Source organism: Ectopseudomonas khazarica (assembly GCF_004521985.1).
Classification (GTDB): domain Bacteria; phylum Pseudomonadota; class Gammaproteobacteria; order Pseudomonadales; family Pseudomonadaceae; genus Aquipseudomonas; species Aquipseudomonas khazarica.
Map to the genome: position 1 here is coordinate 216,830 of NZ_SBHZ01000006.1, position 21,867 is coordinate 238,696.

Genomic DNA, 21,867 nt, shown 5'->3' on the forward strand with positions numbered 1-21,867 from the left:
ATGCATTCCAATTCGAAACAGCTGTGGCGCGACGTTCAGGTCTTCGATGGCCAGGCGCTGCTGGACGAGGCGATGACCGTGCGCGTCGACGACGGTCGCGTGGCCGGCATGTGGCCGTCGCGGGCGTTCGCCGAAGCGGACGCCCAGGGCGCCGTCGAAGCGGGGCAGGGTGGGGTGATGACGCCGGGCCTGGTCGACTGTCACACGCACCTGGTCTACGCCGGCGACCGCGCCGGTGAATTCGAGCAGCGCCTGGAAGGGGTCAGCTACGCCGAGATCGCCAAGGCCGGCGGCGGCATCCTCAGCACCGTGCGCGCGACTCGCGAAGCCAGCGAGGAGGCGCTGCTCGCCGCCAGCCTGCCGCGTCTCGACGCGCTGCTCGCCGATGGCGTGACCACCGTGGAGATCAAGTCCGGCTACGGCCTGACCCTGAGCGACGAACTGAAGATGCTGCGTGTCGCCCGTCGTCTCGGCGAGCTGCGTCCGGTGCGCGTCACCACCACGCTGCTGGGTGCCCACGCGCTGCCTCCGGAATACGCCGGGCGCGCCGATGATTACGTGAGCCTGGTTTGCGACGAGATGATCCCGGCCGCCGCTGGCGAAGGGCTGGCCGACGCGGTGGATGTGTTCTGCGAAGGCATCGGTTTTTCCCCGGCGCAGTGCGAGCGCATCTACCAGGCCGCCCAGGCGCACGGCCTGGCGATCAAGGCGCATGCCGAGCAGCTGTCCAACCTCGGTGGCAGCGCCCTGGCCGCGCGCTACGGCGCGTTGTCGGCCGACCATATCGAATACCTCGACGAGGCCGGCGTGCGGGCCATGGCCGAGGCCGGCACCGTTGCCGTGCTGCTGCCCGGCGCCTTCCACGTGCTGCGCGAGACGCAGTTGCCGCCCATCGACCTGCTGCGCCAGTACCAGGTACCGATGGCCGTGGCCAGCGACGCCAACCCCGGCACCTCGCCGATCTGCATGCCGAGCCTGATGGCCAACCTGGCCTGCACCCTGTTCCGCCTGACCCCGCGCGAAGCCCTGGCCGGCATGACCGCCCATGCTGCCCGCGCCCTCGGCCTGCCCGAGCTGGGACGGATCGCCGTCGGCGCAGCGGCGGACCTGTGCCTGTGGGACATCCAGCACCCGGCCGAGCTGGCCTACGCGGTGCAGAGCGGGCGCCTGCGCCAGCGCATTTTCAACGGAGTCATCACCCATGCTCGCTGATCGTTTCTCCCTCGACGCCTGGACCGGCCGTATCGACCCCGAGCCGGACAGCCCGCGCTGGCACCAGCGCATCCAGCCGCTGGCCGAGGCCCGCGAGCCGGGCCTGGCCCTGCTCGGCTTCGCCTGCGACGAGGGCGTGCGGCGCAACCATGGCCGTGTCGGCGCCGCCGGCGGGCCGCTGGCCCTGCGCAAGGCACTGGCCAACCTGGCCTGGCACCGTGAAGCACCGGCCTTCGACGCCGGCGACGTGATCTGCGAGGACGGCGACCTGGCCGCCGCCCAGGCGCGCCTGGCGCGTGGCGTCTGTGCGCTGCTGGAGGCGGGGCACCTGCCGCTGGTGCTCGGTGGCGGCCATGAGGTGGCCTTCGGCAGCTGGTCCGGCCTGGCCGAGCATTTCGCCGGACGGAAGACGGCGCCGAAGATCGGCATCGTCAACTTCGACGCGCATTTCGACCTGCGCGATCCGGCGCATGTGCAGTCCTCGGGTACGCCCTTCGCGCAGATCGCCGAGCAGTGCCAGGCCCGTGGCTGGCCGTTCCACTACGCCTGCCTGGGCGTCAGCCGAGCCAGCAATACCCGCGCGCTGTTCTCCCGCGCCGCCGAGCTGAACGTGCTGGTGCGCGAGGACCACGAGATGCGCGAGGCCGGCCTGGCCGCCATCGCGGCTGAGCTGGAGACCTTCCTCGCCGACTGCGACGCCTTGTACCTGACCATCGATATCGACGTGCTGCCCGCCTGCGAGGCGCCGGGCGTCAGCGCACCGGCCGCGCGCGGGGTGCCGCTGGCGCTGCTCGAGCCGCTGCTCGAAGGCCTCAAGCGCAGCGGCAAGCTGCGTCTGGTGGATTTCGCCGAGCTCAACCCGAACCACGACATCGACAACCGCACCGCCAAGGCGGCGGCGCGCCTGATTCACCTGCTCAGTCTCTGAGCAGGCGCCACCCCGACGCTTTCTCGCACAACAACAACTACGAGGAACCTCCCATGTACGTCATCGTCCGCCGCAGCGGCCAGGAGCCGCGCCATGTCTGAACCCCTGTCACTGAGCGGCAGCGTGTCGCGCCCGCGTGCCCTGGCGCGCCTGCTGGGTTACAGCCTGATCGGCCTGCTGCTGTTCTTCGTACCGTTCGACATCGGCGGGCGCTCGACCATCCTCCTCGACCACGCCGCCAGCGCCCTGCAACTGCACGCGCGTCCGCTGGTGATCGGCCTGGCCCTGCTGTTCATGCTCTACGGCGCACTGGCGCCCTGGCTCGACGGCAGCTGGCGCAGGAGCCTGACCCACACCGCGTTCAGCGTCCTCAAGGTATTCGGCCTGCTGATCGGACTGGCCTACCTGCTGCAGCTCGGGCCGCAGGCGCTGTACCAGCCGGGCATGCTGCCGTTTCTGTTCGACAAGCTGGTGCTCAGCCTGGCGCTGATCGTGCCGCTGGGCTCGCTGGCCCTGGTGTTCCTCATCGGCTTCGGCCTGCTCGAGCTGATCGGCGTGCTGATGCAACCGGTGATGCGGCCTATCTGGCGGACACCCGGCAAGTCGGCCATCGATGCCGTGGCGTCGTTCGTCGGCAGCTACTCGGTGGGCCTGCTGATCACCGACCGCATGTATCAGCAGGGGCACTACAGCGTGCGTGAGGCGGCGATCATCGCCACCGGCTTCTCCACCGTGTCCGCACCGTTCATGGTGATCATCGCCAAGACCCTGGGCCTGATGGGGCAGTGGAACCTGTATTTCTGGGGAGCCATGGCCGTGACCTTCAGCGTGACTGCGGTCAGCGCGCGCATCTACCCGCTCTCGCGGTTGCCGTCCGAGGCCATCCCCGAGGCGCAGCTGCAGGCTGGTGAAAGCCGCCTGGGCAGCGCCTGGCGGGCCGGCCTGGAACAGGCGGGCAGTGCGCCGTCGTTGCGCTGCGCGCTGCGCGATACTTTCGTCGACGGCCTGCGCATGACCGCCGCGATCCTGCCGAGCATTCTCGCCGTCGGCCTGCTCGGGCTGCTCGCGGCCAAGTACACGCCGCTGTTCGATGCCCTCGGCGTGCTGCTCTACCCGCTGACCTGGCTGTTCGGTCTGGACGAGCCGATGCAGGTGGCCCGCGCCCTGTCCTCCGGCCTCGCGGAAATGTTCCTGCCGGCGATGCTGCTCAAGGACGCCGATGTGCTGGTCAAGTTCGTCACCGCCATCGTCTCGGTGAGCAGCGTGCTGTTCCTCTCCGCCTCGATTCCCTGCGTGTTGGCCACGCGGATTCCCCTGAGCCTGGGGCAACTGCTGCTGATCTGGCTGCAGCGCACCCTGCTCAGCCTGCTGTTCGCCATCCCCCTGGCGTACCTCGCACAATTTCTGGGCTGGCTCTGACCGCCCGTGACTAACCCGTTCTCCCCAGGAGCCCGCAACATGACCAAGTTCCGCGACACTGAAATCCGCGCCCCGCGCGGTACCCAACTGAATGCCAAGAGCTGGCTGACCGAAGCGCCGCTGCGCATGCTGATGAACAACCTCGACCCGGACGTGGCCGAGAATCCCAAGGAGCTGGTGGTGTACGGCGGCATCGGTCGTGCCGCGCGCAACTGGGAATGCTTCGACAAGATCGTCGAAACCCTGAAGGAGCTGAACGACGACGAAACCCTGCTGGTGCAGTCGGGCAAGCCGGTCGGCGTGTTCCGCACCCACAAGGACGCGCCGCGCGTGCTGATCGCCAACTCCAACCTGGTGCCGCACTGGGCCAACTGGGAACACTTCAACGAGCTGGATGCCAAGGGCCTGGCCATGTACGGCCAGATGACCGCCGGCAGCTGGATCTACATCGGCAGCCAGGGCATCGTCCAGGGCACCTTCGAGACCTTCGTCGAGGCCGGTCGCCAGCACTATGACGGCAACCTCAAGGGGCGCTGGGTACTCACCGCCGGTCTCGGCGGCATGGGCGGCGCCCAGCCGCTGGCCGCGACCCTGGCCGGTGCCTGCTCGCTGAACATCGAGTGCCAGCAGTCGAGCATCGACTTCCGCCTGCGCAGCCGCTACGTCGACGAGCAGGCCAGCGATCTCGACGACGCCCTGGCGCGCATCGCCAAGTACTGCGCCGAAGGCAAGGCCATTTCCGTCGCGCTGCTGGGCAACGCCGCCGAGATCCTGCCGGAGCTGGTCAAGCGTGGCGTGCGCCCGGACATGGTCACCGACCAGACCAGCGCCCACGATCCGCTCAATGGCTACCTGCCGATCGGCTGGACCTGGGAGCAGTACAAGGACCGCGCCGCCACCGACCCTGCCGCAGTGGTCAAGGCGGCCAAGCAGTCGATGGCCGTGCACGTGCAGGCCATGCTCGATTTCCAGAAGATGGGCGTGCCGACCTTCGACTACGGCAACAACATCCGCCAGATGGCCAAGGAAGAGGGCGTGGCCAACGCCTTCGACTTCCCGGGCTTCGTGCCGGCCTACATCCGTCCGCTGTTCTGCCGTGGTGTCGGCCCGTTCCGCTGGGCGGCGCTGTCCGGCAACCCCGAGGACATCTACAAGACCGACGCCAAGGTCAAGGAACTGATCCCGGACGACGAGCACCTGCACCGCTGGCTGGACATGGCCCGCGAGCGCATCAGCTTCCAGGGCCTGCCGGCGCGCATCTGCTGGGTCGGCCTGGGCCTGCGTGCCAAGCTCGGCCTGGCGTTCAACGAAATGGTCCGCAGTGGCGAGCTGTCCGCGCCGGTGGTGATCGGCCGCGACCACCTCGACTCCGGTTCGGTGGCCAGCCCCAACCGCGAGACCGAGGCGATGGCCGACGGCTCCGATGCCGTGTCCGACTGGCCGCTGCTCAACGCCCTGCTCAACACCGCCAGCGGTGCCACCTGGGTGTCGCTGCACCATGGTGGCGGCGTGGGCATGGGCTTTTCCCAGCACTCCGGCGTGGTGATCGTCTGTGACGGTACCGACGAGGCCGCCGCCCGTATCGCCCGTGTGCTGACCAACGACCCCGGTACTGGTGTAATGCGTCACGCCGATGCCGGTTACCAGATCGCTATCGATTGTGCCCGCGAGCAGGGTATGAACCTGCCGATGATCGGCAAAGGAGAATGAACGTGACTGCCCTGAACCTGAACCCTGGCCAGCTGACCCTGGCCGACCTGCGCACCGTCTACCAGGCTCCGGTGCGCCTGACCCTGGACCCGAGCGCCCATCAGGCGATCGACGCCAGCGTCGCCTGCGTCGAAAGCATCATCGCCGAGGGCCGCACCGCCTATGGCATCAACACCGGCTTCGGTCTGCTGGCCTCGACCCGCATCGCCAGCCATGACCTGGAAAAACTGCAGCGCTCGCTGGTGCTGTCGCACGCGGCCGGTATCGGCGAGCCGCTCAGCGACGCCATGGTGCGCCTGATCATGGTGCTGAAGATCAACAGCCTGGCGCGCGGTTTCTCCGGCATCCGGCGCAAGGTGATCGACGCGCTGATCGCCCTGGTCAACGCCGAGGTCTACCCGCACATTCCGCTCAAGGGCTCGGTAGGCGCCTCCGGCGACCTGGCGCCGCTGGCGCACATGTCCCTGGTGCTGCTCGGCGAGAGCCAGGCACGGCACAAGGGCGAGTGGCTGTCGGCCACCGAGGCGCTGGCCGTGGCCGGCCTGGAGCCGATGACCCTGGCCGCCAAGGAGGGCCTGGCCCTGCTCAATGGCACCCAGGTGTCCACCGCCTACGCCCTGCGCGGGCTGTTCGAGGGCGAAGACCTGTACGCCGCTGCCAGCGTCTGCGGCGCGCTCAGCGTCGAGGCGCTGCTCGGTTCGCGTTCGCCGTTCGATGCGCGCATTCACGCTGCCCGTGGCCAGCGCGGACAGATCGATGCCGCCGTGGCCTACCGTCACCTGCTCGGCGACAGCAGCGAGATCGGCCGCTCCCACGAGGCCTGCGACAAGGTGCAGGACCCGTATTCGCTGCGCTGCCAGCCGCAGGTCATGGGCGCCTGCCTGACCCAGCTGCGCCAGGCGGCCGAGGTGCTGGGCGTCGAGGCCAACGCGGTATCGGACAACCCGCTGGTGTTCGCCGCCGAAGGCGAGGTCATCTCCGGTGGCAACTTCCACGCCGAGCCGGTGGCCATGGCCGCCGACAACATCGCCCTGGCCATCGCCGAAATCGGTTCGCTGTCCGAGCGTCGTATCTCGCTGATGATGGACAAGCACATGTCGCAGCTGCCGCCGTTCCTGGTGGCCAATGGCGGGGTCAACTCCGGCTTCATGATCGCCCAGGTCACCGCCGCGGCGCTGGCCAGCGACAACAAGGCCCTGGCCCACCCGCACAGCGTCGACAGCCTGCCGACCTCGGCCAACCAGGAAGACCATGTGTCGATGGCACCCGGCGCCGGCAAGCGCCTGTGGGAAATGGCCGCCAACACCCGTGGCGTGCTCGCCGTCGAGTGGCTGGGCGCCTGCCAGGGCCTGGACTTCCGCGAAGGCCTGAAGAGCACCCCGGCGCTGGAGCAGGCGCGGGAAATCCTGCGCGGCGAGGTGCCGTACTACGTCGAGGATCGCTTCTTCGCGCCGGACATCGCCGCGGCCAACGAGCTGCTGGCCGAACGTGTGCTGACGCCCCTGCTGCCGGCCGGGATGCTGCCTTCCGTGGGCTGATCCAGGCCCTGTAGGAGCCCGCTCGCAGGCGATCAGGCCCACACGCCTGGCGCCGGCGAGCCGGCTCCTACAGCGAACGGCGGTTGTCGCGTTATCATCCGCGCAGCCGGATTCACCAAGGAGCTTTCGTGACCACCACCCCGCGCTACAAGGCCATCGAGGATTTTCTGCTCGAACGCATTCACGGCGGTGCTTATCCGGTCAATCACCAGATTCCGCCGGAAGAGCAGCTGGCCCGCGATTTCTCCGTCAGCCGCATGACCGCCAACAAGGCGATCCAGAATCTGGTGCAGAAGGGCTACCTGGTACGCCAGGCCGGCCTGGGCACCTTCGTCACCGACCGCAAGGCCGAATCGCCGCTGCACGAGGTGATGAACATCGCCAGTGAAGTGCGTGGTCGCGGCCATGCCTACTCCAACCAGGTGCTGCGCTGCGAAGCCATCGCGGCGGACGACGAGGTCGCCTTGCGCCTGGGCGTGCGCCTGGGGGCCGAGGTGTTTCACAGCGTGCTGGTGCACCTGCAGGATGGCCTGCCGATCCAGCTGGAGGATCGCTTCGTCAATCCGCGCTGGGTGCCGGACTACCTGCAGACCGACTTCAGCCAGCGCACGCCCAACGAGGTGCTGGTGGCGAGCAGCCCGATGTCCGATGTCGAGCATGTGGTCGAGGCCGTGCTGGTGGATGCGCGTACCGCCGAGCAGTTGCAGATCGACCCCGCCATGCCCTGCCTGAGCGTGATCCGGCGGACCTGGTCGGGTGATCATCTGATCAGCTATGCGCGCCTGATCCATCCGGGCGAGCGCTACAAGCTGCGTTCGCTGCACAAGCGCAGAAGCTAGGCGCCGGACCAGGCGATCCGCAGCCGTCCTGCCGCGCTCAAGGCGCTTGCCACTGCGTCGGCTCAGTCGCCGATCAACTGATCCACCAGGTCCGGGTCGTCGATGAAGCGGTTGCGCGTGCCTTGCAGCACCTCGATCCTGTCGTTGCGCGCCCTCTCGTCGGCATCGGGCGGGTCCAGGCGGTGCCAGGCCTTGAACATCGGTATCAGGCCGACGATGGGCAGGTCGTATTCCACGTGCATGTAGAAGATCGCCCGGGCGATATTGCCCTTGGCTTCGTCGCGCGGCTCGACCAGCTGGAAGCTGTTCTTCATGTCGCAGCCGATATCGGCGAACTTGCTCGATACATCGTCACCCAGCTCGCCGAACTGCGCATTGCGTCTGACCAGCTCCACCCGGGTCAGGGCCGGGTAGTGGTTGTGCAGGTCGGCGGCGATGTAGGGATAGCGTGGGTTCATGATCGTGCATTGACGATCGGTCACGCAGCGCATGGCGCTCTTGAGCTGCTTGCTGCTGTAGATCGGGCTGGCGGTGAGTGCGCCGCCGCCACTCTCGAACGCCTTGCCGCAATACAGCGTAGTACCGCCATTGCCATAGAGGCTCTGCCAGAACGCCTGGTCGATGGCTTGCTTGACGTTGCCCAACTGACTTTGCCCGCTGCCCAGAGCGGAAACGCTGACGCAGGTTGCCAGGCAACCCAGAAACAGGATGACCGTACGCATGCTTTGGCTGCCATTGCCGGGGGAGGTTTCTTGTAGGACAAAGTGAAGTCTAGCAAGACGTGCGTCACAAAAGCACGAGGCATTGCGCCAGCACTTGCAAGGTGCGCAACGGACCCTGAGGCGCGTGGCAACGGGCGCCGCAGCGTGGCCTCAACTGCGGGGTGAAAGCGTGTAAGTCATGGCTTACATGATGTCCCGATTATCACCACTGTCGGTGTTTCAGGTACGGGCGTACTCTTCTTTCCATGGATTCAGCGCAGGAAGCGCACAAACGAACAGGGACACACTGGACAGCCACCAGGACGGTGAGCAGATCAAGGATGTCAGGACAACAGTCTGCAAGGCCCCGCAATCGCGGGGTTTTCTTTTTTCCGGCTTTCGAATTTCCGCAACGGCAATCGTCGCGCGCTGACGCAGCGACGGCGCCGTCGCGTGGTGCTCACGCCGCCTGCCGTTCGGCCTGCAATTGCTCGAACCAGTCCAGCGTCTCGTCCCACAGGCGCTGCGCGGCCGGACGGAAGTAGCCCATGTGACCGACATTGCCCAGCCCCTCGGCCTGGGAATCGAGCGTGCGCGCCTGGTACGGCGCATTGACGTAGGCGGCCATGAAGGCGTCGCGCGAGGCCGGTGGTGCCCACAGGTCATCGAGCGTATTGAGCGCCGTCACGGGGGTGACGACCTGGGCGAAGCGTTCGGCCAGGCCCGGCATCTGCGGGTCGTCGAAGAAATAGCGCGGGTAGCGGCACCAGCGTTTCCACTGCCGGTAGACGCCCATTGGCAGGTCTTCACCCATGCCCAGCTTGCTCCAGGCCAGGTAGCCCTTGTAGCGCGTCATCAGCGGGCCGATCAGCCGCCACATGGCCAGTACACGCACCTGCTCGGCCCTGGGCATCCAGCCATGCCAGCCGGCGCCGGTGCCGAAGGTGTAGAAGCCGGCGACCTGATCATGGTTGGGCAGCAGGCCGAAGGCGTGCCCGCCGAACGAGTGGCCGATCATGTACAGCGGCCGTTCGGCATGCCGGTGCTGGTCGACTGCCGCAGCCAGGTCGAGGTGCGCCCAGTCCAGATAATCCATTTCGAAACCGCGCAGGGTGGCGGGCCTGGATTGGCCGACGCCACGGTAGTCCAGGGTCAGGGTATTGAAGCCGCGGCGCGCGGCATGCTCGGCGAAGCGCCGGTAGAAACCCTGCGGCACGCCGGTGGCACCGGCGATCAGCAGTTGCGCGTGCGGCTGTTCGGCGTGGTAGCGCGTCGCCGTCAACGGGTAGTCGTCGAGGGCGAGGAGGGACAGGGTTTCACTGCGAATGGATGCGGTCATGCTGGCTGGCCTCCGTGTGCTGCTGGCGGGTCAGGTGGAGCAGGGTGGTAGCGGCCTGTTTCAGTGGCTCGCTGCTGTCGGCGGCGCGTGCTTGCAGCAGGCCGCCTTCGTAGAGTGCGACGAACAGGGCGGAGAGCCCCTCCGGTTGCGGGTAGCCGTGGCGTTGCAACTGCTGCTGCAGGGCTTGGCGAATGGCGCTGAAGGCGTTGGCCAGGGCTGCACGAATCTCGCTGTCGGCCGGGCCGCTTTCCAGGGCCACGGCGGCCAGCGGGCAGCCACTCTCGAAAGCGCTGCCCTGCAACTGGTCGAGGGCGCCGTGCAGCCAGGTGGCCAGGGCATCGAGCGGGTCGGGCTGGCGCTCGAAGAGCGTGGCGAAGGCCTTCTCCGCGCGCTGGCCGACGCGTTCGATGGCGGCGACCGCCAGTTCGCTCTTGCCGCCCGGAAAGTGGTGGTAGAGGCTGCCCTTGGGAGCGCCGGCGCTGGCCAGCAGTTCGTTCAGGCCGACACCATGCAGACCCTTGCGCTGCAGGGCGTCGATCATGGCGTCGATCAGCTTGTCACGTGTGCTCTTGTTCATGGCTGAATTATGTAGACCGGTCGGTCTAGTGGCGAGTGTCATTCAGGCCGTGGGTGAAGGCATATCGGCAATCACCCACGGGTCAGGGTGTTTCCCAGGCGCCGTCCAGTGCGCTGCGCAGCAGGTCGATCATCGCCTGCTGGCGCTGCGCGTCGCGGTAGACCAGGCCCACCTGCAGGGGAATGCGCGGCTCGCTGAGGGGCTTCCAGAGCAGCCCGTGATGGGCGTGCATCTGCCGCGCGCGACCTGGCAGCACGCTGGCCAGCGTGGTGTGCGGCAGGCTGTCGAGGATGCCGTTCATATGGTTCAGCTCGGCCTGCACCTGGGGACGGCGACCGAGCAGGGCGAGCTGTTCCTGCCAGATCTGGCGTACGCGAAACTCTTCGCCGAGCAGCAGCATCGGCAGTTCCGCCGCCTGGCTCAGCGAGACCTTGCGGAAGTCGCGCAGCGGATGATCGTCCTGCACCACCAGCTGCAGTTCGTCCTCATACAGCGCCAGGCTGTGCAGGCCCGGCTGGCGCGGCGGCAGGAAGCCGATGCCGATGTCCAGACCGCCGCTGAGCAGGCGTCGCTCGATGTCCACGCCGGACAGCTCGAAGAGCTTCACCACCAGCTGTGGCTGCGCCTGCTGCAGGCGCTCCAGCAGCAGCGGCACCAGGCTGGCATTGACCGTCTGCAACACGCCGATGGACAGGCTGCGCGGCCCCGGCCCACGAAAGCTGCGCAGCGCCTCGCGGGCCCGCTCCATGCCGTCCAGCAGCGGCACCGCGTGGTTGTACAGCGTATGCGCGGCGAGCGTCGGCAGCAGGCGCCGGCCATTGCGCTGGAACAGGCCGACATCCAGATCGCCCTCCAGCTGGCGGATCTGCTGCGACAGCGCCGGTTGAGAAATGCTCAGGCGCTCGGCGGCGCGGCCGACGTGACCTTCCTCGTAGAGCGCGACGAAATAGCGAAGTTGGCGAAAATCCATAAGTTCTGATTATGAATCAAGCAGGGAAATCGAAATGTCAAAATGGCCCGATGCTCCCTAGTCTAGCCGCATGATCAACAGCCGATAAGGCCGGAGCGGTCGGTGAAGCAGGTCGAGATCCTGGGTGTATTCATAGGTAAAGCCGAAGATATTGGCGGTGGCCTCAGTGCCGCGCGCTGCAAGCAGCGGGCTGAGCACCGTCTGTGGCTGTGGCCCCAGGGGCTGGGCCAGGACGAACAGGGCGACGCACGCTTCCATGGCGGGCCGGAGCGCGCCTTGCACCACTTGCCGAGCGAGCACTATGCCTACTGGCGCTCGCATCACCCCGAGCTGCAGTGGCCGCTGTCGAGCTTCGGGGAAAACCTTTCCAGTCGTGGACTGAGCGAGGAGCAGGTGTGCATCGGCGATATCTTCCGCTGGGGGGACGTGCTGTTGCAGGTGAGCCAGCCGCGTTCGCCCTGCTATCGCCTCAACCGCCCGGGAGCCAACCCGGAACTGGCCAGGGCGGTACAGGACAGTGGCCGCTGCGGCTGGTTCTACCGCGTGCTCAGGCCAGGGTTCGTCAGTGCCGAGATGCCCTTCGAACTGGTCCAGCGCAGCTACCCGAGCCTCAGCGTGGCGCAGGCGCTGCAGCATTTCTACCACTTCCCCATGGAACGCGCCGGCCTGCAGCAGCTGCAGCTGTGCCCGGCGCTCTCCGCACGCTGGCGCGAGATCGCGGCGCAGCGCCTGCGCAGCGGGCGCCTGGAGGACTGGTCGGCACGCCTGCAGGGTGTGCCGCTGGAGGGTGTGGTGGCCGAGGGTGGGCGTCGTTATGCGTGACAGCATGGCGCGCCTGCAGTTGATGGGTGAACGTGCCGCGCCAGTATTCGTGCGCGGCCAGGGTTCCTGGCTATGGGATGCCGAAGGCAGGGCCTATCTGGATTTCGAGCAGGGCATGGGCGGCAACAGCCTGGGGCACAGCCCGACGTTGCTGCTCGATGCACTGCGGCGGCAGGCCGAGTTGCTGGTCAGCCCCGGTCGCCAGTACTGCAGCCGTGGTCAGCTCAAGCTGGCGGCGCGCCTGTGCGAGGCGACCGGCAGCGAACGCGTGGCGTTCTGCAGCGGCCCGGTCGAAGCCAACGGGCTGGCGGTGCGCCTGGCGCTGCAATGGGCGGCGGAACAGAACCCCGCCGCCGACACCCTGGTAGTGCTCGACGGCAGCCACGTCGAGCTGCCCGCGCAGCTCGGGGCGACGCGTGTGCTGCGCGTCCCCTTCAATGACCTCGAGGCCCTGGCGGCGGTGGTCGATCTGCGCTGCGCCGCCGTGCTGATCGAGCCGCTGCAGCTCGCCAGGGGCGTGGTGCCGGCGACACTGGAATACCTGCAAGGCGCGCAGCGGCTATGCCGCGAGCAGGGCGCCGTACTGATCCTCGATGAAAGCAGCAGTGGTATGGGACGTTGTGGCGCACTGCTGGCCGAGGAGCTGTACGGCGTGCGCGCCGACCTATTCACGCTGGGCAGTGCCCTGGCGGGCGGCCTGCCGCTGGCGGCTGTGCTGGCGCGTGGGCGGATCGCCAGCGCGGCTGCCGATGCACTGCCGCAGGCCTGTCCGGGCGAGGCATTGCTGACGGTGGCCGGTGTCGCGGTGCTGGGTGCCGTGCTCGATGGCAGCTTCTTCGCGCAGACGCGTGAGGTGGCCGAACACCTGCGTGAGGGGCTGGCCCATCTGGCGCGGCGTCATGCTCATGGGCCGCTGCGGGGGCACGGGCTGATGCTCGGCCTGCCATTGATCGGGCAGCGTGCGCGCGTCGTGCAGCGGGCGGCCCGGGAGCAGGGGCTGCTGCTGGGGGTGGCGGGTGACGAGTGCCTGCGCCTGTCGCCGGCCCTGACGGTGAGCCATGGCAATGTCGAGGAAATGCTCAGGCGTCTGGGCCGGGCATTGCGACGAGTCGAACAGCGCTGTGAGGAGGTCGCCTGATGCGTATCGCGCTGCTGCAACACACGGCCAGTGCCGGCCCTGCGGCGCTGGACCGCTGGCTGGACGGGCACCAGGTCAGCTGGCACCGGCTGTACGCTGGCGCCCCGCTGCCGGGACTGGATGAGTTCGACCTGCTGATGCTGCTCGACGGTGCGCTGAGCGTGCACGACGAGCGCCATCACCTGTGGATGTCCGCCGAGAAGCGCCTGATCCACCGTGCCTTGCTGGCGCGCAAGCGGGTCTTCGGCAGCGGCTTGGGTGCCCTGTTGTTGGCCGAAGCGCTGGGCGCACGTATCCAGCATGCCGATACGGACGTGCAGGTTGGCTGGTGGCAGCTGGAGAAATGCGCGTCGTCACGCCAGTCACCGCTCGGGCGCATGCTGCCGCCGCGTTTGCTGGCGCTGCACTGGCAGCGCGAGACCTGCAGCCTGCCGCACGGCGCCATCGCCTTGTACGGCTCGCCCGTCGCCGAGCTGCAGGGCTTCGTCTGGCAGGAGCGGGCCATCGGTTTGCTGTGTCAGCTGGAGTGCGACGGCGCCAGCCTGGACGAGCGCCTGCAGCAGGACGCGGCCGAACCGGGGCGCTCCACTGCACAGGACATCGCCGCCATTCGTGACGGCGCGCCGCACGCCGCCTCGGCCAACGCCACGCTGTTTCGCGTGCTCGATTACCTCTCGGGTGCTCATGCCCACATGACCTGAACACCCTTTTGCGAGTCTGTCGCGACGCCCCGTTCTACCGCCGGGGCGTGTCTTCTTCTGCCGTCAGCCGACCTGTTTCGCGACCCAGGCCGCGTAGGCGTCGATGAACTTCTGCAGGAACGGCTTGATGCCGTCGCTGAGGTTACCGTTGTCATCGAAGAAGCTGCCGGCGCCACCAAGGTAGGCCTCCGGCTGCTGCAGCACATGGACATCGAGGAACACCAGGCACTGGCGCAGATGATGGTTGGCGCCGAAGCCGCCAATGGCACCGGGCGAGGCGCTGAGCACGGCGCCGGGCTTGCCGCTGAAACTGCTCTGGCCGTAGGGGCGCGAACCGACATCGATGGCGTTCTTCATCGCACCGGGGATCGAGCGATTGTACTCGGGGGTGACGAACAGCACCGCGTCGGCTGCCTTCAGCTTGCTGCGAAAAGGCGCGTAGGTAGCGGGTGCGCTGTCGCCATCGGCGTCTTCGTTGTACAGCGGCAGGTCGCCGATCTCGACGATCTCCAGGTTCAGCGAGGCGGGTGCCAGGTCGGCCAGGGCCAGGGCCAGTTTGCGGTTGATGGAGGCCTTGCGCAGGCTACCGACCAGCACGGCGACGTTGTAAGTCTTGCTCATGTGTACTCCAGAAGGCGTGGTGAGGAAGGAATCACCACTATAGACCCCGGATGTTTCAGGCGGTGCCGAGTGCGAGTGGGGTCATTCGCCGAGGCGGCGCAACAGGCCGCCAGCAGCCAGCCTCGACGAATGTCAGGCTGGCTGTGTTGCACTCAGCCTCTGATCAGAATCGCTGCCAGCGTTGCAACGACCACGGCGGCCAGTGCCAGAGGGCCGTAGCTGCCGGACTGGCGCGGACGCTTTCGCTCGCCAACAGCGGGTGTTGCCTGTTGTTCGACCTTTGCCGCATCAGTCGCCAATGGCTGCGCTTGCACGGAATCCGGCGCGGCTTCCAGAACGGCGGCCGTAGTGATTTCTTCTGTTGTCTGCTCAACGCTCGCGGGTAGCAATTCGTTGTCGCGGTAGCTCTCCAGAACATGCAGTTGCTGGTTGGCGTCTCTGGCGAGTATCTCCAGCTTGCAGCCCACCTCTAGGGTGATCATCACGGCCTGGTCTTCGATCTCCTTGCTCGCCAGAAGTCGCTGCCACTCGACGTGCATCGATTCGTGCACCAGTGCGTCCCATATCTGCTCAAGAGCGGGTAGGTCGAGATTGGCTGGCAGCATCAGTCGTTGTGTGCCCGACAGCTTCAGGCAGCGTACGGGGTGCCCATAGGCTGGCTTGTATGTCTTGGGATCGAGCACGTAATTCGCGTCATAGTGCAGGTCGCTGCCGATGACCAGGCGCACCCGCTCCCATTCCTGCTGGCGCTTGGATAGATCGGGCTGCTCGCTTTCGTGTGCTCGTTGGCGAAGCAGGAGCAACAGGAGCGAGAGGAGCTCGTAGGCGATGCCGTAGGCCGGTTGGGTATCATCCAGGCACTCGCCGTCTAGGACGATTTCACAGCGTTCCTGCGGCAGGCCAGCCAGTTCTGCCTGCTTGAGCTGTTCCTGATGGATTTCCAGATGGCTCGGGTACGTCAGGGTCTGACTGTCGGAAAAGGCGGGGGTCAGGGTGATGGTCATACCCGGCAGTAGTGCGCAGATCAGACTCGTGGGCGGCAGATCCGACGCCTGCAGTTTGCTCAGAAGGTTGCCCGCCGCATTGACGGGGTTAAGGCGTTCATGCAATTCCTCGAGCCCGACGCAGCCAGGTTCGTTGGCCGCGATAAGCAGCTTGCCGATGATCAGGCCCGGCGTTACCTGATGCGCCTTTACTTCAGCATCCGGATTTCTTTCGCCCAAATCCAAGCTGCCACCGGAATGCAGTTGCACGTGGGCCCGTAAGCCATAGAGCACTGAATCGATGTCGCGTGGATGCTTGATGCGTTCAGGGTGCTGGTCGGCCAGTGCCTGGCGAACGAGATAACCGGCCAGGTTCAGCAGGTTTTCGTTGTGCTCGGGCTGACCGTCGATCTCCAGCGACAGATCGGCCCAGGCCTTGAATGGCAGATCGTCTTCGAGAGGGTTGGTGCAAAATACGAGCGGAGTGGGGGCGGGCAGGCTCATTGGAAACGTTCCTTGTTCATGAGGGAGGCGCAACCATGCCAGTGGGCAGTCGAGCATGCAATCGCGACGTCTCAACAGCGTGACTCGGGTTGCCAATGGCGATCGGCCAGTGAGCTCCGGGCAAAAAAACGGGCCCGTTCAGGCCCGCAAGTTCACGCTCAAAGAGTGCCCAGTGAGTGGGCCAGCCCGAGGGGCTCGGGCCTGAACAGTCGTGCATCCATCAGCCTGGGCTGGTTCACGATGGGGGTGAAGTCCATGCGTGCGAGGATGTCGCGGTCGATGTCCACGCCCGGTGCCACCTCGATCAGTTCCAGGCCCGCACGGGTCAGGCGCAGCACGCAGCGCTCGGTGACGTAGAGCACCGGCTGGCCACGTTCGGCAGCCAGCTGGCCGGCGAAGGTGCGGTGTTCCACTTCGCCGACGAACTTGCGCACGTCGCCATCCTCGACGATGCGCAGCTGGCCATCCTCGATGCGGATGTCCTGTTTGCCGGCGCTGAAGGTGCCGACGAACACCACCTGCTTGGCGTTCTGGCTGATGTTGATGAAGCCACCGGCACCGGCCAGGCGCGAACCGAACTTGGACACGTTGAGGTTGCCCGCCGCGTCGGCCTGGGCCAGGCCGAGGAAGGCGATGTCCAGGCCGCCGCCGTCGTAGAAGTCGAACTGGTAGGGCTGGTCGAGCAGCGCGCTGTGGTTGCTGGCGGCGCCGAAGTCCAGGCCCGAGGCCGGCACGCCACCGATCACGCCGGGTTCGGCGGTGAGCGTCAGGCGCTCGATCACACCTTCTTCGGCGGCCACCGCGGCGACACCCTCGGGCATGCCGATGCCGAGATTGACCACCGCCCCGGCCTGCAGCTCCAGCGCCGCACGGCGGGCGATCAGCTTGCGCACGTCCAGCGGCATGGGCGCCAGGCTGTTCACCGGTACCCGGGTTTCTGCGGCGAAGGCCGGGTTGTAGGCGGTGGCGAACGTCTGCTGGTGGTTGGCGGGTTCGGCCACCACCACGCAGTCCACCAGGATGCCGGGAATCTTCACCTGGCGCGGGTTGAGCGAACCACGTTCGACCACGCGCTCGACCTGGGCGATGACCAGGCCACCGCTGTTGCGCGCGGCCATGGCGATGGCCAGGCTCTCGATGGTCAGCGCCTCGCGCTCGAAGCTGAGGTTGCCGTCGGCATCGGCACTGGTGGCGCGGACCACGCCGACATGCACCGGAAAGCTGGGGTAGAACAGGTAGTCCTCGCCGTCGATGGGCATCAGCCGCACCAGGTCGCTGGTGGTGCGCGCGTTGAGCTTGCCGCCACCATGCCGCGGGTCGACGTAGGTGCCCAGGCCAACACGGGACAGCTGCCCCGGCTTGCCGGCGGCGATGTCGCGGAACAGCTGGGAGATCACCCCCTGCGGCAGGTTGTAGGCCTCGATGCGGTTGTCCACGGCCAGCTTCTGCAGCCCCGGCACCAGGCCCCAGTGGCCACCGATCACGCGGCGCACCAGGCCCTCGTGGGCCAGGTGGTTGAGGCCGCGACCCTTGCCGTCGCCTTGCCCGGCGGCGTACACCAGGGTCAGGTCGCGTGGCGCCTGCTCGGCGAGAAAGCGCTGCTCCAGGGCGATGGCGATCTGCTCGGCGAAGCCGATGCCGACGAAACCACCGGTGGCCAGGTTGGCGTTGTCCGGGATGCGCGCCACGGCGGCGGCGGCGGTCATGATCTTGCTCATGGCGGGTACTCGAAAAACGATTGAACACATTGCACTACGGGGAGCTGCCTGCGCCCAGGCGGGGAGGGCTGCGTACCGCTGTACGCGAACTCTCCGTGCCTGAGTGCAGGCTTCACCTGCCTCGTCAGAAACTGCCGAACAGGGTGCCCAGGGTGATCACCACGGCCAGGGCCATCATCGGGAAGGCCACGGTGTTGACGAAGATGAACTTGTACGACTCGCGGTGCGTGAGCTTGCAGATCGCCAGCAGCGAGATCACCGCGCCGTTGTGCGGCAGGGTGTCCATGCAGCCGGAGGCCATGGCGGCGACGCGGTGCAGCAGCTCGGGGCTGATGCCGGCGGCGGTGGCCAGGGTCAGGTATTGCTCGCCGAGGGTCTTCAGCGCGATGGACATGCCGCCGGACGCCGAGCCGGTGATGCCGGCGAGGATGTTCACCGCCACCGCTTCGGAGATCAGCGGGTTGCTCGAGACGCCCAGCACCAGGTCACGGATGACGACGAAGCCGGCCAGCGATGCGATCACCGTGCCGTAGCCCACCTCGGCGGCGGTGTTGAGGATCGGCAGCATGGAGCCGAAGGCGCCGTCGTTGACGCTCTTCTTCAGGTCCATCCAGCGCTTCCAGTGCAGGCCGATGAGCAGCACGACGGCCACGCCGAGGGCGACGATGATCGACCAGATGCCGATCAGCGACCTGGCATCCTGCAGACCGCCGAACTCCGGTTTGGCCAGGTAGCTGGTGTCCACCGCCGGGAGAATCTGCTTGGCCATCAGGAAGTTCAGGCCGATCACCACGAAGATCGGCAGCAGCGCCAGCCAGAAGCCGGGAATGTCGCGGCGCTCCTCGACGACCGGATCGTCACGGTGTTCGCCGTAGCCTTCGCCTGCCGCCATCAGCTTGCGCGACTGTGCGGTGAGCCACCAGGTGCCGAGGCCGAACATGATCAACCCGGCAATCACGCCCAGGCCCGGCGCGGCGAAAGCGTCGGTACCGAAGAAGGGATTGGGGATGGCGTTCTGGATCGCCGGCGTACCGGGCAGCGCGGTCATGGTGAAGGTGAACGAGCCGAGGGCGATGGCACCGGGGATCAGGCGCTTGGGAATGCCCGCTTCACGGAACAGCGCGGCGCCGATCGGGTACACGGCGAAAGCCACCACGAACAGCGACACACCGCCGTAGGTGAGGATGCCGCAGGCCAGCACGATGGCCAGGATGGCGCGCTCGCTGCCGACCTTGGCGACGATGCCGTGGGCGATGGCGCGGGCCGAACCGGAGTCGTCCATCAGCTTGCCGAACAGGGCGCCCAGCAGGAACAACGGGAAGAACTGGATCACGTAGCCGCCCATGGCCTTCATGAACACCTGGGTGTAGGTGGGCAGCAGCAGGCCGATGTCGCCAGCGAACAGCAGTGCCAGCAGGGCCAGGAGTGGGGCGAGGATAAGGACGTTGATGCCGCGATAGGCGAGGTACATCAACAATGCGAGCGACAGCAGAATACCGAGGGTACCCATGGGTGATTCCTTTTGTTGTTGTTCTAGCGGCGCTGGGCCGTTGTATGAGCAGGCGCGTATGCGGCAGTGCGCCCTTGACGGCTATAGAGCCAGAGTCGTGCCAGTCTCGGGTGAGACTTTGGTCGAAAGGGCGCAAAGGCCTGTGGCTGGGGATTTCAGGCGGGTGTGGCAGGCATCGGCGTGGTGGATGTTGGTGAATGAGTGTCCAGATTCATGGATTTAGTCCAGATTTATGGACTTGTGCGAGTAGGTATTCCAGAAATCTGGATACTTGGTGGCGCAGTAGCCCGGATGCAATCCGGGGCCATCGTGGTGCCTGTTCCCCGGATTTCATCCGGGCTACGTACCTGTGGGGCGCAACGATCTTTGTAGGAGCGGCTTCAGCCGCGAAGGGGTGGCGAAAGAGCATCGCGGCTGAAGCCGCTCCCACGGTGAATGCATGCGCCAAATGCGTAGGGCGGGTGCAACCCGCCAATGGCCGGTTCTCTGAAGGTCCAGCACCGTAGCCCGGATGCAATCCGGGGCTGCCGTGGTGCCTGTTCCCCGGATTTCATCCGGGCTACGCACCTGCGGTTGGCAACGATCTTTGTAGGAGCGGCTTCAGCCGCGAAGGGGGGGCGAAAGAGCATCGCGGCTGAAGCCGCTCCTACGGTGAATGCATACGCCAAATGCGTAGGGCGGGTGCAACCCGCCAATGGCCGGTTCTCTGAAGGTCCAGCGCCGTAGCCCGGATGCAATCCGGGGCTGTCGTGGTGGCTGCTCCCCGGATTTCATCCGGGCTACGTACCTGTGGTTGGCAACGATCTCTGTGGGAGCGGCTTCAGCCGCGAAGGGGGGGGGCGAGAGAGCATCGCGGCTGAAGCCGCTCCCACGGTGAATGCATGCGCCAAATGCGTAGGGCGGGTGCAACCCGCCAATGGCCGGTTCTCTGAAGGTCCAGCACCGTAGCCCGGATGCAATCCGGGGCTGTCGTGGCGGCCTGCTCCCGGATTTCATCCGGGCTACGCACCTGCGGTTGGCAACGATCTCTGTAGGAGCGGCTTCAGCCGCGAAAGATTGCGAGAGAGCATCGCGGCTGAAGCCGCTCCTACGGTGAATGCATACGCCAAATACGTAGGGCGGGTGCAACCCGCCAATGGCTGCTCCCACAACTGGTTCGCTCAGCCCCTGCGTCCGAGGCCATGCTGCGCCAGCTTGGCGTAGAACCCGGCGCGGGATATTCCCAGGCGTTCGGCGGCCTGCTGGCGATTCCCGTCGGCGGCCGTGAGTGCCGCCTGCAGTGCCTGGCGTTCGACCTGCGCCAGCTGTTCGGCCAGCGTCCTCGCCGGGCTCGCCATCACCGGCGCAACGGGCCCCGGCTCGCTCGGCGCTACCGGGTCCACCAGCAGGCCACGCAGGGTTTCACCATCCAGGCGGCCATCCAGCGCCAGTTGCGCCCGCTCCAGCAGGTTGCGCAGCTCTCGCACGTTGCCGCGCCAGGGCTGGGCGCAGAGCAGCGCCAGTGCGTCGTCCGTCAGTTCCAACGGCGCCAGGCCGGAACGGTTGGCCAGGTCGTCGAGCAGGTGTTCGATCAGCGCGGGGATGTCACTGGCCCGTTCGCGCAGCGGTGGCACGCGCAGGGCCAGCACGTTGAGGCGGTAATAGAGATCGTCGCGGAACTGCCCGGCGGCGACCTTGGCCTCCAGGTCGATATGGGTGGCGGCGATCACCCGCACGTTCAGCGGTTTGACCTGGTTGGAGCCGAGCGGCTCGACCTCCTGTTCCTGCAGCACACGCAGCAGCTTGGCCTGCAACGGCAGCGGCAGGTCGCCGATCTCGTCGAGGAACAGCGTGCCGCCGTTGGCCACCTCGAACTTGCCGATGCGCCCCTTGCGCTCGGCGCCGGTGAAGGCGCCCGGCGCGGTGCCGAACAGCTCCGCCTCGACCAGGGTTTCCGGAATCGCGGCGACGTTGACCGCGACGAAGGGGCCGTTGGCCCGTGGCGACAGGTTGTGGATGCCCTGGGCCAGCAGCTCCTTGCCGGTGCCGGTCTCACCGCGGATCAGCACCGTGGCGTCCAGTTGCGCGGCGCGCCGGGCCTGGCGCTTGACCTCGCTGGCCGCGGCGCTGGCGCCGATGAACCCGGCGATGGTGTAGCGCGCCCGACGGGCCTTGGCCAGCTCGTGCTGGGTGGCGAGCAACTGGCTCTGCAGGTTGTTGTACTTGGCCATCAGCGGCTTGAGATGGCGGGCGCGATCGAACAGGACGAAGCCCAGCGCACCGACCAGGGTGCCGTCCTCGTCGCGCAGCGGGATGCGGGTGACCACGAAGTGTTCGCTGCCGAAGGCCATCAGGTCGAGCATGCTCGGCTGGCCGCTCTCGACCACCTCGCGCAGGCGGCTGGCCGGCAGCACTTCCTCGATCTCCTTGCCCAGTGCGGTACGCGGATCGGCGATGCCGACCTTCTGCGCGTACTTGTCGTTGATCCAGACGATGCGCGCCTGGCGATTGACCGCGATGGTGCCCTCGCACTGGGCGTTCAGGTGGTCGAACAGCAGCGGCATGGCCACCGCGCGAAAACGCTCGGGCGACACACCGATGATCAGGCCGTGCTGGTCGAGGTCGTCGCGAGAGATGGCCATGGGCGAATATCCGAAG

Annotated in this window: 18 protein-coding genes; 9 read left to right on the forward strand and 9 right to left on the reverse strand. The window is 66.9% G+C overall.

The window, feature by feature from the left end; genetic code table 11:
- From hutI to hutC, 6 genes are all read left to right on the forward strand, one after another.
- Window positions 1-1,212, forward strand: coding sequence for an imidazolonepropionase (gene hutI, locus EPK82_RS09985; RefSeq protein WP_037056058.1), 1,212 nt, complete (start codon window positions 1-3; stop codon window positions 1,210-1,212).
- A complete protein-coding gene (hutG, locus tag EPK82_RS09990) occupies window positions 1,202-2,140 on the forward strand; it encodes a formimidoylglutamase (RefSeq protein ID WP_134676463.1) in 939 nt (312 codons plus the stop codon). The genes hutI and hutG overlap by 11 nt, the downstream gene beginning before the upstream one ends.
- Before the next feature lie 93 nt (window positions 2,141-2,233).
- Window positions 2,234-3,559 carry a YjiH family protein gene (locus EPK82_RS09995; protein WP_134676464.1) on the forward strand — a complete coding sequence of 442 codons (1,326 nt, stop codon included), beginning with the start codon at window positions 2,234-2,236 and terminating at the stop codon, window positions 3,557-3,559.
- A gap of 39 nt (window positions 3,560-3,598) precedes the next feature.
- Window positions 3,599-5,269, forward strand: a complete 1,671-nt coding sequence (gene hutU, locus EPK82_RS10000; RefSeq protein ID WP_134676465.1) for a urocanate hydratase — start codon at window positions 3,599-3,601, stop codon at window positions 5,267-5,269.
- Entirely contained in the window at window positions 5,266-6,807 is a 1,542-nt protein-coding gene (gene hutH / locus EPK82_RS10005) for a histidine ammonia-lyase (protein ID WP_037056054.1), read from the forward strand. Before hutU ends, hutH begins: the two co-directional genes overlap by 4 nt.
- 128 nt (window positions 6,808-6,935) lie before the next feature.
- Window positions 6,936-7,646: a histidine utilization repressor gene (gene hutC / locus EPK82_RS10010; RefSeq protein ID WP_037056053.1), complete on the forward strand. Its 711-nt coding sequence runs from the start codon at window positions 6,936-6,938 to the stop codon at window positions 7,644-7,646.
- Window positions 7,647-7,708: 62 nt separating this feature from the next.
- On the opposite strand, the gene EPK82_RS10015 is transcribed toward hutC, so the two are convergent.
- The 4 genes from EPK82_RS10015 to EPK82_RS10030 all read right to left on the reverse strand — a co-directional run bounded on the left by EPK82_RS10015 (window position 7,709) and on the right by EPK82_RS10030 (window position 11,233).
- On the reverse strand, window positions 7,709-8,368 hold the full coding sequence (locus EPK82_RS10015) for an endonuclease (RefSeq protein WP_037056052.1): 660 nt from the start codon (window positions 8,366-8,368) through the stop codon (window positions 7,709-7,711).
- 439 nt (window positions 8,369-8,807) lie between these two features.
- Window positions 8,808-9,686 carry an alpha/beta hydrolase family protein gene (locus EPK82_RS10020; protein ID WP_037056051.1) on the reverse strand — a complete coding sequence of 293 codons (879 nt, stop codon included), beginning with the start codon at window positions 9,684-9,686 and terminating at the stop codon, window positions 8,808-8,810.
- Complete coding sequence (locus EPK82_RS10025) at window positions 9,664-10,263, reverse strand: TetR/AcrR family transcriptional regulator (protein ID WP_134676466.1); 600 nt, start codon at window positions 10,261-10,263, stop codon at window positions 9,664-9,666. The genes EPK82_RS10020 and EPK82_RS10025 overlap by 23 nt, the downstream gene beginning before the upstream one ends.
- 82 nt (window positions 10,264-10,345) lie before the next feature.
- Complete coding sequence (locus EPK82_RS10030; RefSeq protein ID WP_037056049.1) at window positions 10,346-11,233, reverse strand: LysR family transcriptional regulator; 888 nt, start codon at window positions 11,231-11,233, stop codon at window positions 10,346-10,348.
- A 102-nt stretch (window positions 11,234-11,335) separates the two neighbouring features.
- On the opposite strand from EPK82_RS10030, the gene EPK82_RS10035 reads away from it, so the two are divergent.
- Genes EPK82_RS10035 through EPK82_RS10045 form a run of 3 tightly spaced genes read left to right on the forward strand, consistent with a single transcriptional unit; the run spans window position 11,336 to window position 13,894 of the window.
- The gene (locus tag EPK82_RS10035; RefSeq protein WP_134676467.1) at window positions 11,336-12,055 is read left to right on the forward strand and encodes an MOSC domain-containing protein; all 720 of its coding nucleotides are present in this window, start codon (window positions 11,336-11,338) and stop codon (window positions 12,053-12,055) included.
- Complete coding sequence (locus EPK82_RS10040; RefSeq protein ID WP_134676468.1) at window positions 12,048-13,193, forward strand: aspartate aminotransferase family protein; 1,146 nt, start codon at window positions 12,048-12,050, stop codon at window positions 13,191-13,193. Before EPK82_RS10035 ends, EPK82_RS10040 begins: the two co-directional genes overlap by 8 nt.
- The gene (locus EPK82_RS10045; protein ID WP_134676469.1) at window positions 13,193-13,894 is read left to right on the forward strand and encodes a type 1 glutamine amidotransferase family protein; all 702 of its coding nucleotides are present in this window, start codon (window positions 13,193-13,195) and stop codon (window positions 13,892-13,894) included. Before EPK82_RS10040 ends, EPK82_RS10045 begins: the two co-directional genes overlap by 1 nt.
- 63 nt (window positions 13,895-13,957) lie before the next feature.
- On the opposite strand, the gene EPK82_RS10050 is transcribed toward EPK82_RS10045, so the two are convergent.
- The 5 genes from EPK82_RS10050 to EPK82_RS10070 form a co-directional block, all read right to left on the reverse strand.
- Window positions 13,958-14,515, reverse strand: coding sequence for an NADPH-dependent FMN reductase (locus EPK82_RS10050; protein WP_047589086.1), 558 nt, complete (start codon window positions 14,513-14,515; stop codon window positions 13,958-13,960).
- Between the two features lie 152 nt (window positions 14,516-14,667).
- Entirely contained in the window at window positions 14,668-16,002 is a 1,335-nt protein-coding gene (locus EPK82_RS10055; RefSeq protein WP_134676470.1) for a hypothetical protein, read from the reverse strand.
- 158 nt (window positions 16,003-16,160) lie between these two features.
- Window positions 16,161-17,720: an acyl CoA:acetate/3-ketoacid CoA transferase gene (locus EPK82_RS10060; RefSeq protein ID WP_134676471.1), complete on the reverse strand. Its 1,560-nt coding sequence runs from the start codon at window positions 17,718-17,720 to the stop codon at window positions 16,161-16,163.
- A 124-nt stretch (window positions 17,721-17,844) separates the two neighbouring features.
- The gene (locus EPK82_RS10065; RefSeq protein ID WP_134676472.1) at window positions 17,845-19,230 is read right to left on the reverse strand and encodes a GntP family permease; all 1,386 of its coding nucleotides are present in this window, start codon (window positions 19,228-19,230) and stop codon (window positions 17,845-17,847) included.
- A 1,160-nt stretch (window positions 19,231-20,390) separates the two neighbouring features.
- Window positions 20,391-21,851: a sigma-54 interaction domain-containing protein gene (locus tag EPK82_RS10070; protein WP_134676473.1), complete on the reverse strand. Its 1,461-nt coding sequence runs from the start codon at window positions 21,849-21,851 to the stop codon at window positions 20,391-20,393.
- Between the last annotated feature and the right edge of the window lie 16 nt (window positions 21,852-21,867).

Coding starts and splice junctions, on each gene's coding strand:
- EPK82_RS10040 (WP_134676468.1), top strand. CDS start 12,048: ATGCGTGACAGCATGGCGCGCCTGCAGTTGATGGGTGAACGTGCCGCG.
- EPK82_RS10020 (WP_037056051.1), bottom strand. CDS start 9,686: ATGACCGCATCCATTCGCAGTGAAACCCTGTCCCTCCTCGCCCTCGAC.
- EPK82_RS09995 (WP_134676464.1), top strand. CDS start 2,234: ATGTCTGAACCCCTGTCACTGAGCGGCAGCGTGTCGCGCCCGCGTGCC.
- hutU (WP_134676465.1), top strand. CDS start 3,599: ATGACCAAGTTCCGCGACACTGAAATCCGCGCCCCGCGCGGTACCCAA.
- EPK82_RS10045 (WP_134676469.1), top strand. CDS start 13,193: ATGCGTATCGCGCTGCTGCAACACACGGCCAGTGCCGGCCCTGCGGCG.
- EPK82_RS10030 (WP_037056049.1), bottom strand. CDS start 11,233: ATGGATTTTCGCCAACTTCGCTATTTCGTCGCGCTCTACGAGGAAGGT.
- hutG (WP_134676463.1), top strand. CDS start 1,202: ATGCTCGCTGATCGTTTCTCCCTCGACGCCTGGACCGGCCGTATCGAC.
- EPK82_RS10065 (WP_134676472.1), bottom strand. CDS start 19,230: ATGGGTACCCTCGGTATTCTGCTGTCGCTCGCATTGTTGATGTACCTC.
- hutH (WP_037056054.1), top strand. CDS start 5,266: ATGAACGTGACTGCCCTGAACCTGAACCCTGGCCAGCTGACCCTGGCC.
- EPK82_RS10070 (WP_134676473.1), bottom strand. CDS start 21,851: ATGGCCATCTCTCGCGACGACCTCGACCAGCACGGCCTGATCATCGGT.
- EPK82_RS10025 (WP_134676466.1), bottom strand. CDS start 10,263: ATGAACAAGAGCACACGTGACAAGCTGATCGACGCCATGATCGACGCC.
- EPK82_RS10060 (WP_134676471.1), bottom strand. CDS start 17,720: ATGAGCAAGATCATGACCGCCGCCGCCGCCGTGGCGCGCATCCCGGAC.
- EPK82_RS10015 (WP_037056052.1), bottom strand. CDS start 8,368: ATGCGTACGGTCATCCTGTTTCTGGGTTGCCTGGCAACCTGCGTCAGC.
- EPK82_RS10055 (WP_134676470.1), bottom strand. CDS start 16,002: ATGAGCCTGCCCGCCCCCACTCCGCTCGTATTTTGCACCAACCCTCTC.
- hutI (WP_037056058.1), top strand. CDS start 1: ATGCATTCCAATTCGAAACAGCTGTGGCGCGACGTTCAGGTCTTCGAT.
- EPK82_RS10050 (WP_047589086.1), bottom strand. CDS start 14,515: ATGAGCAAGACTTACAACGTCGCCGTGCTGGTCGGTAGCCTGCGCAAG.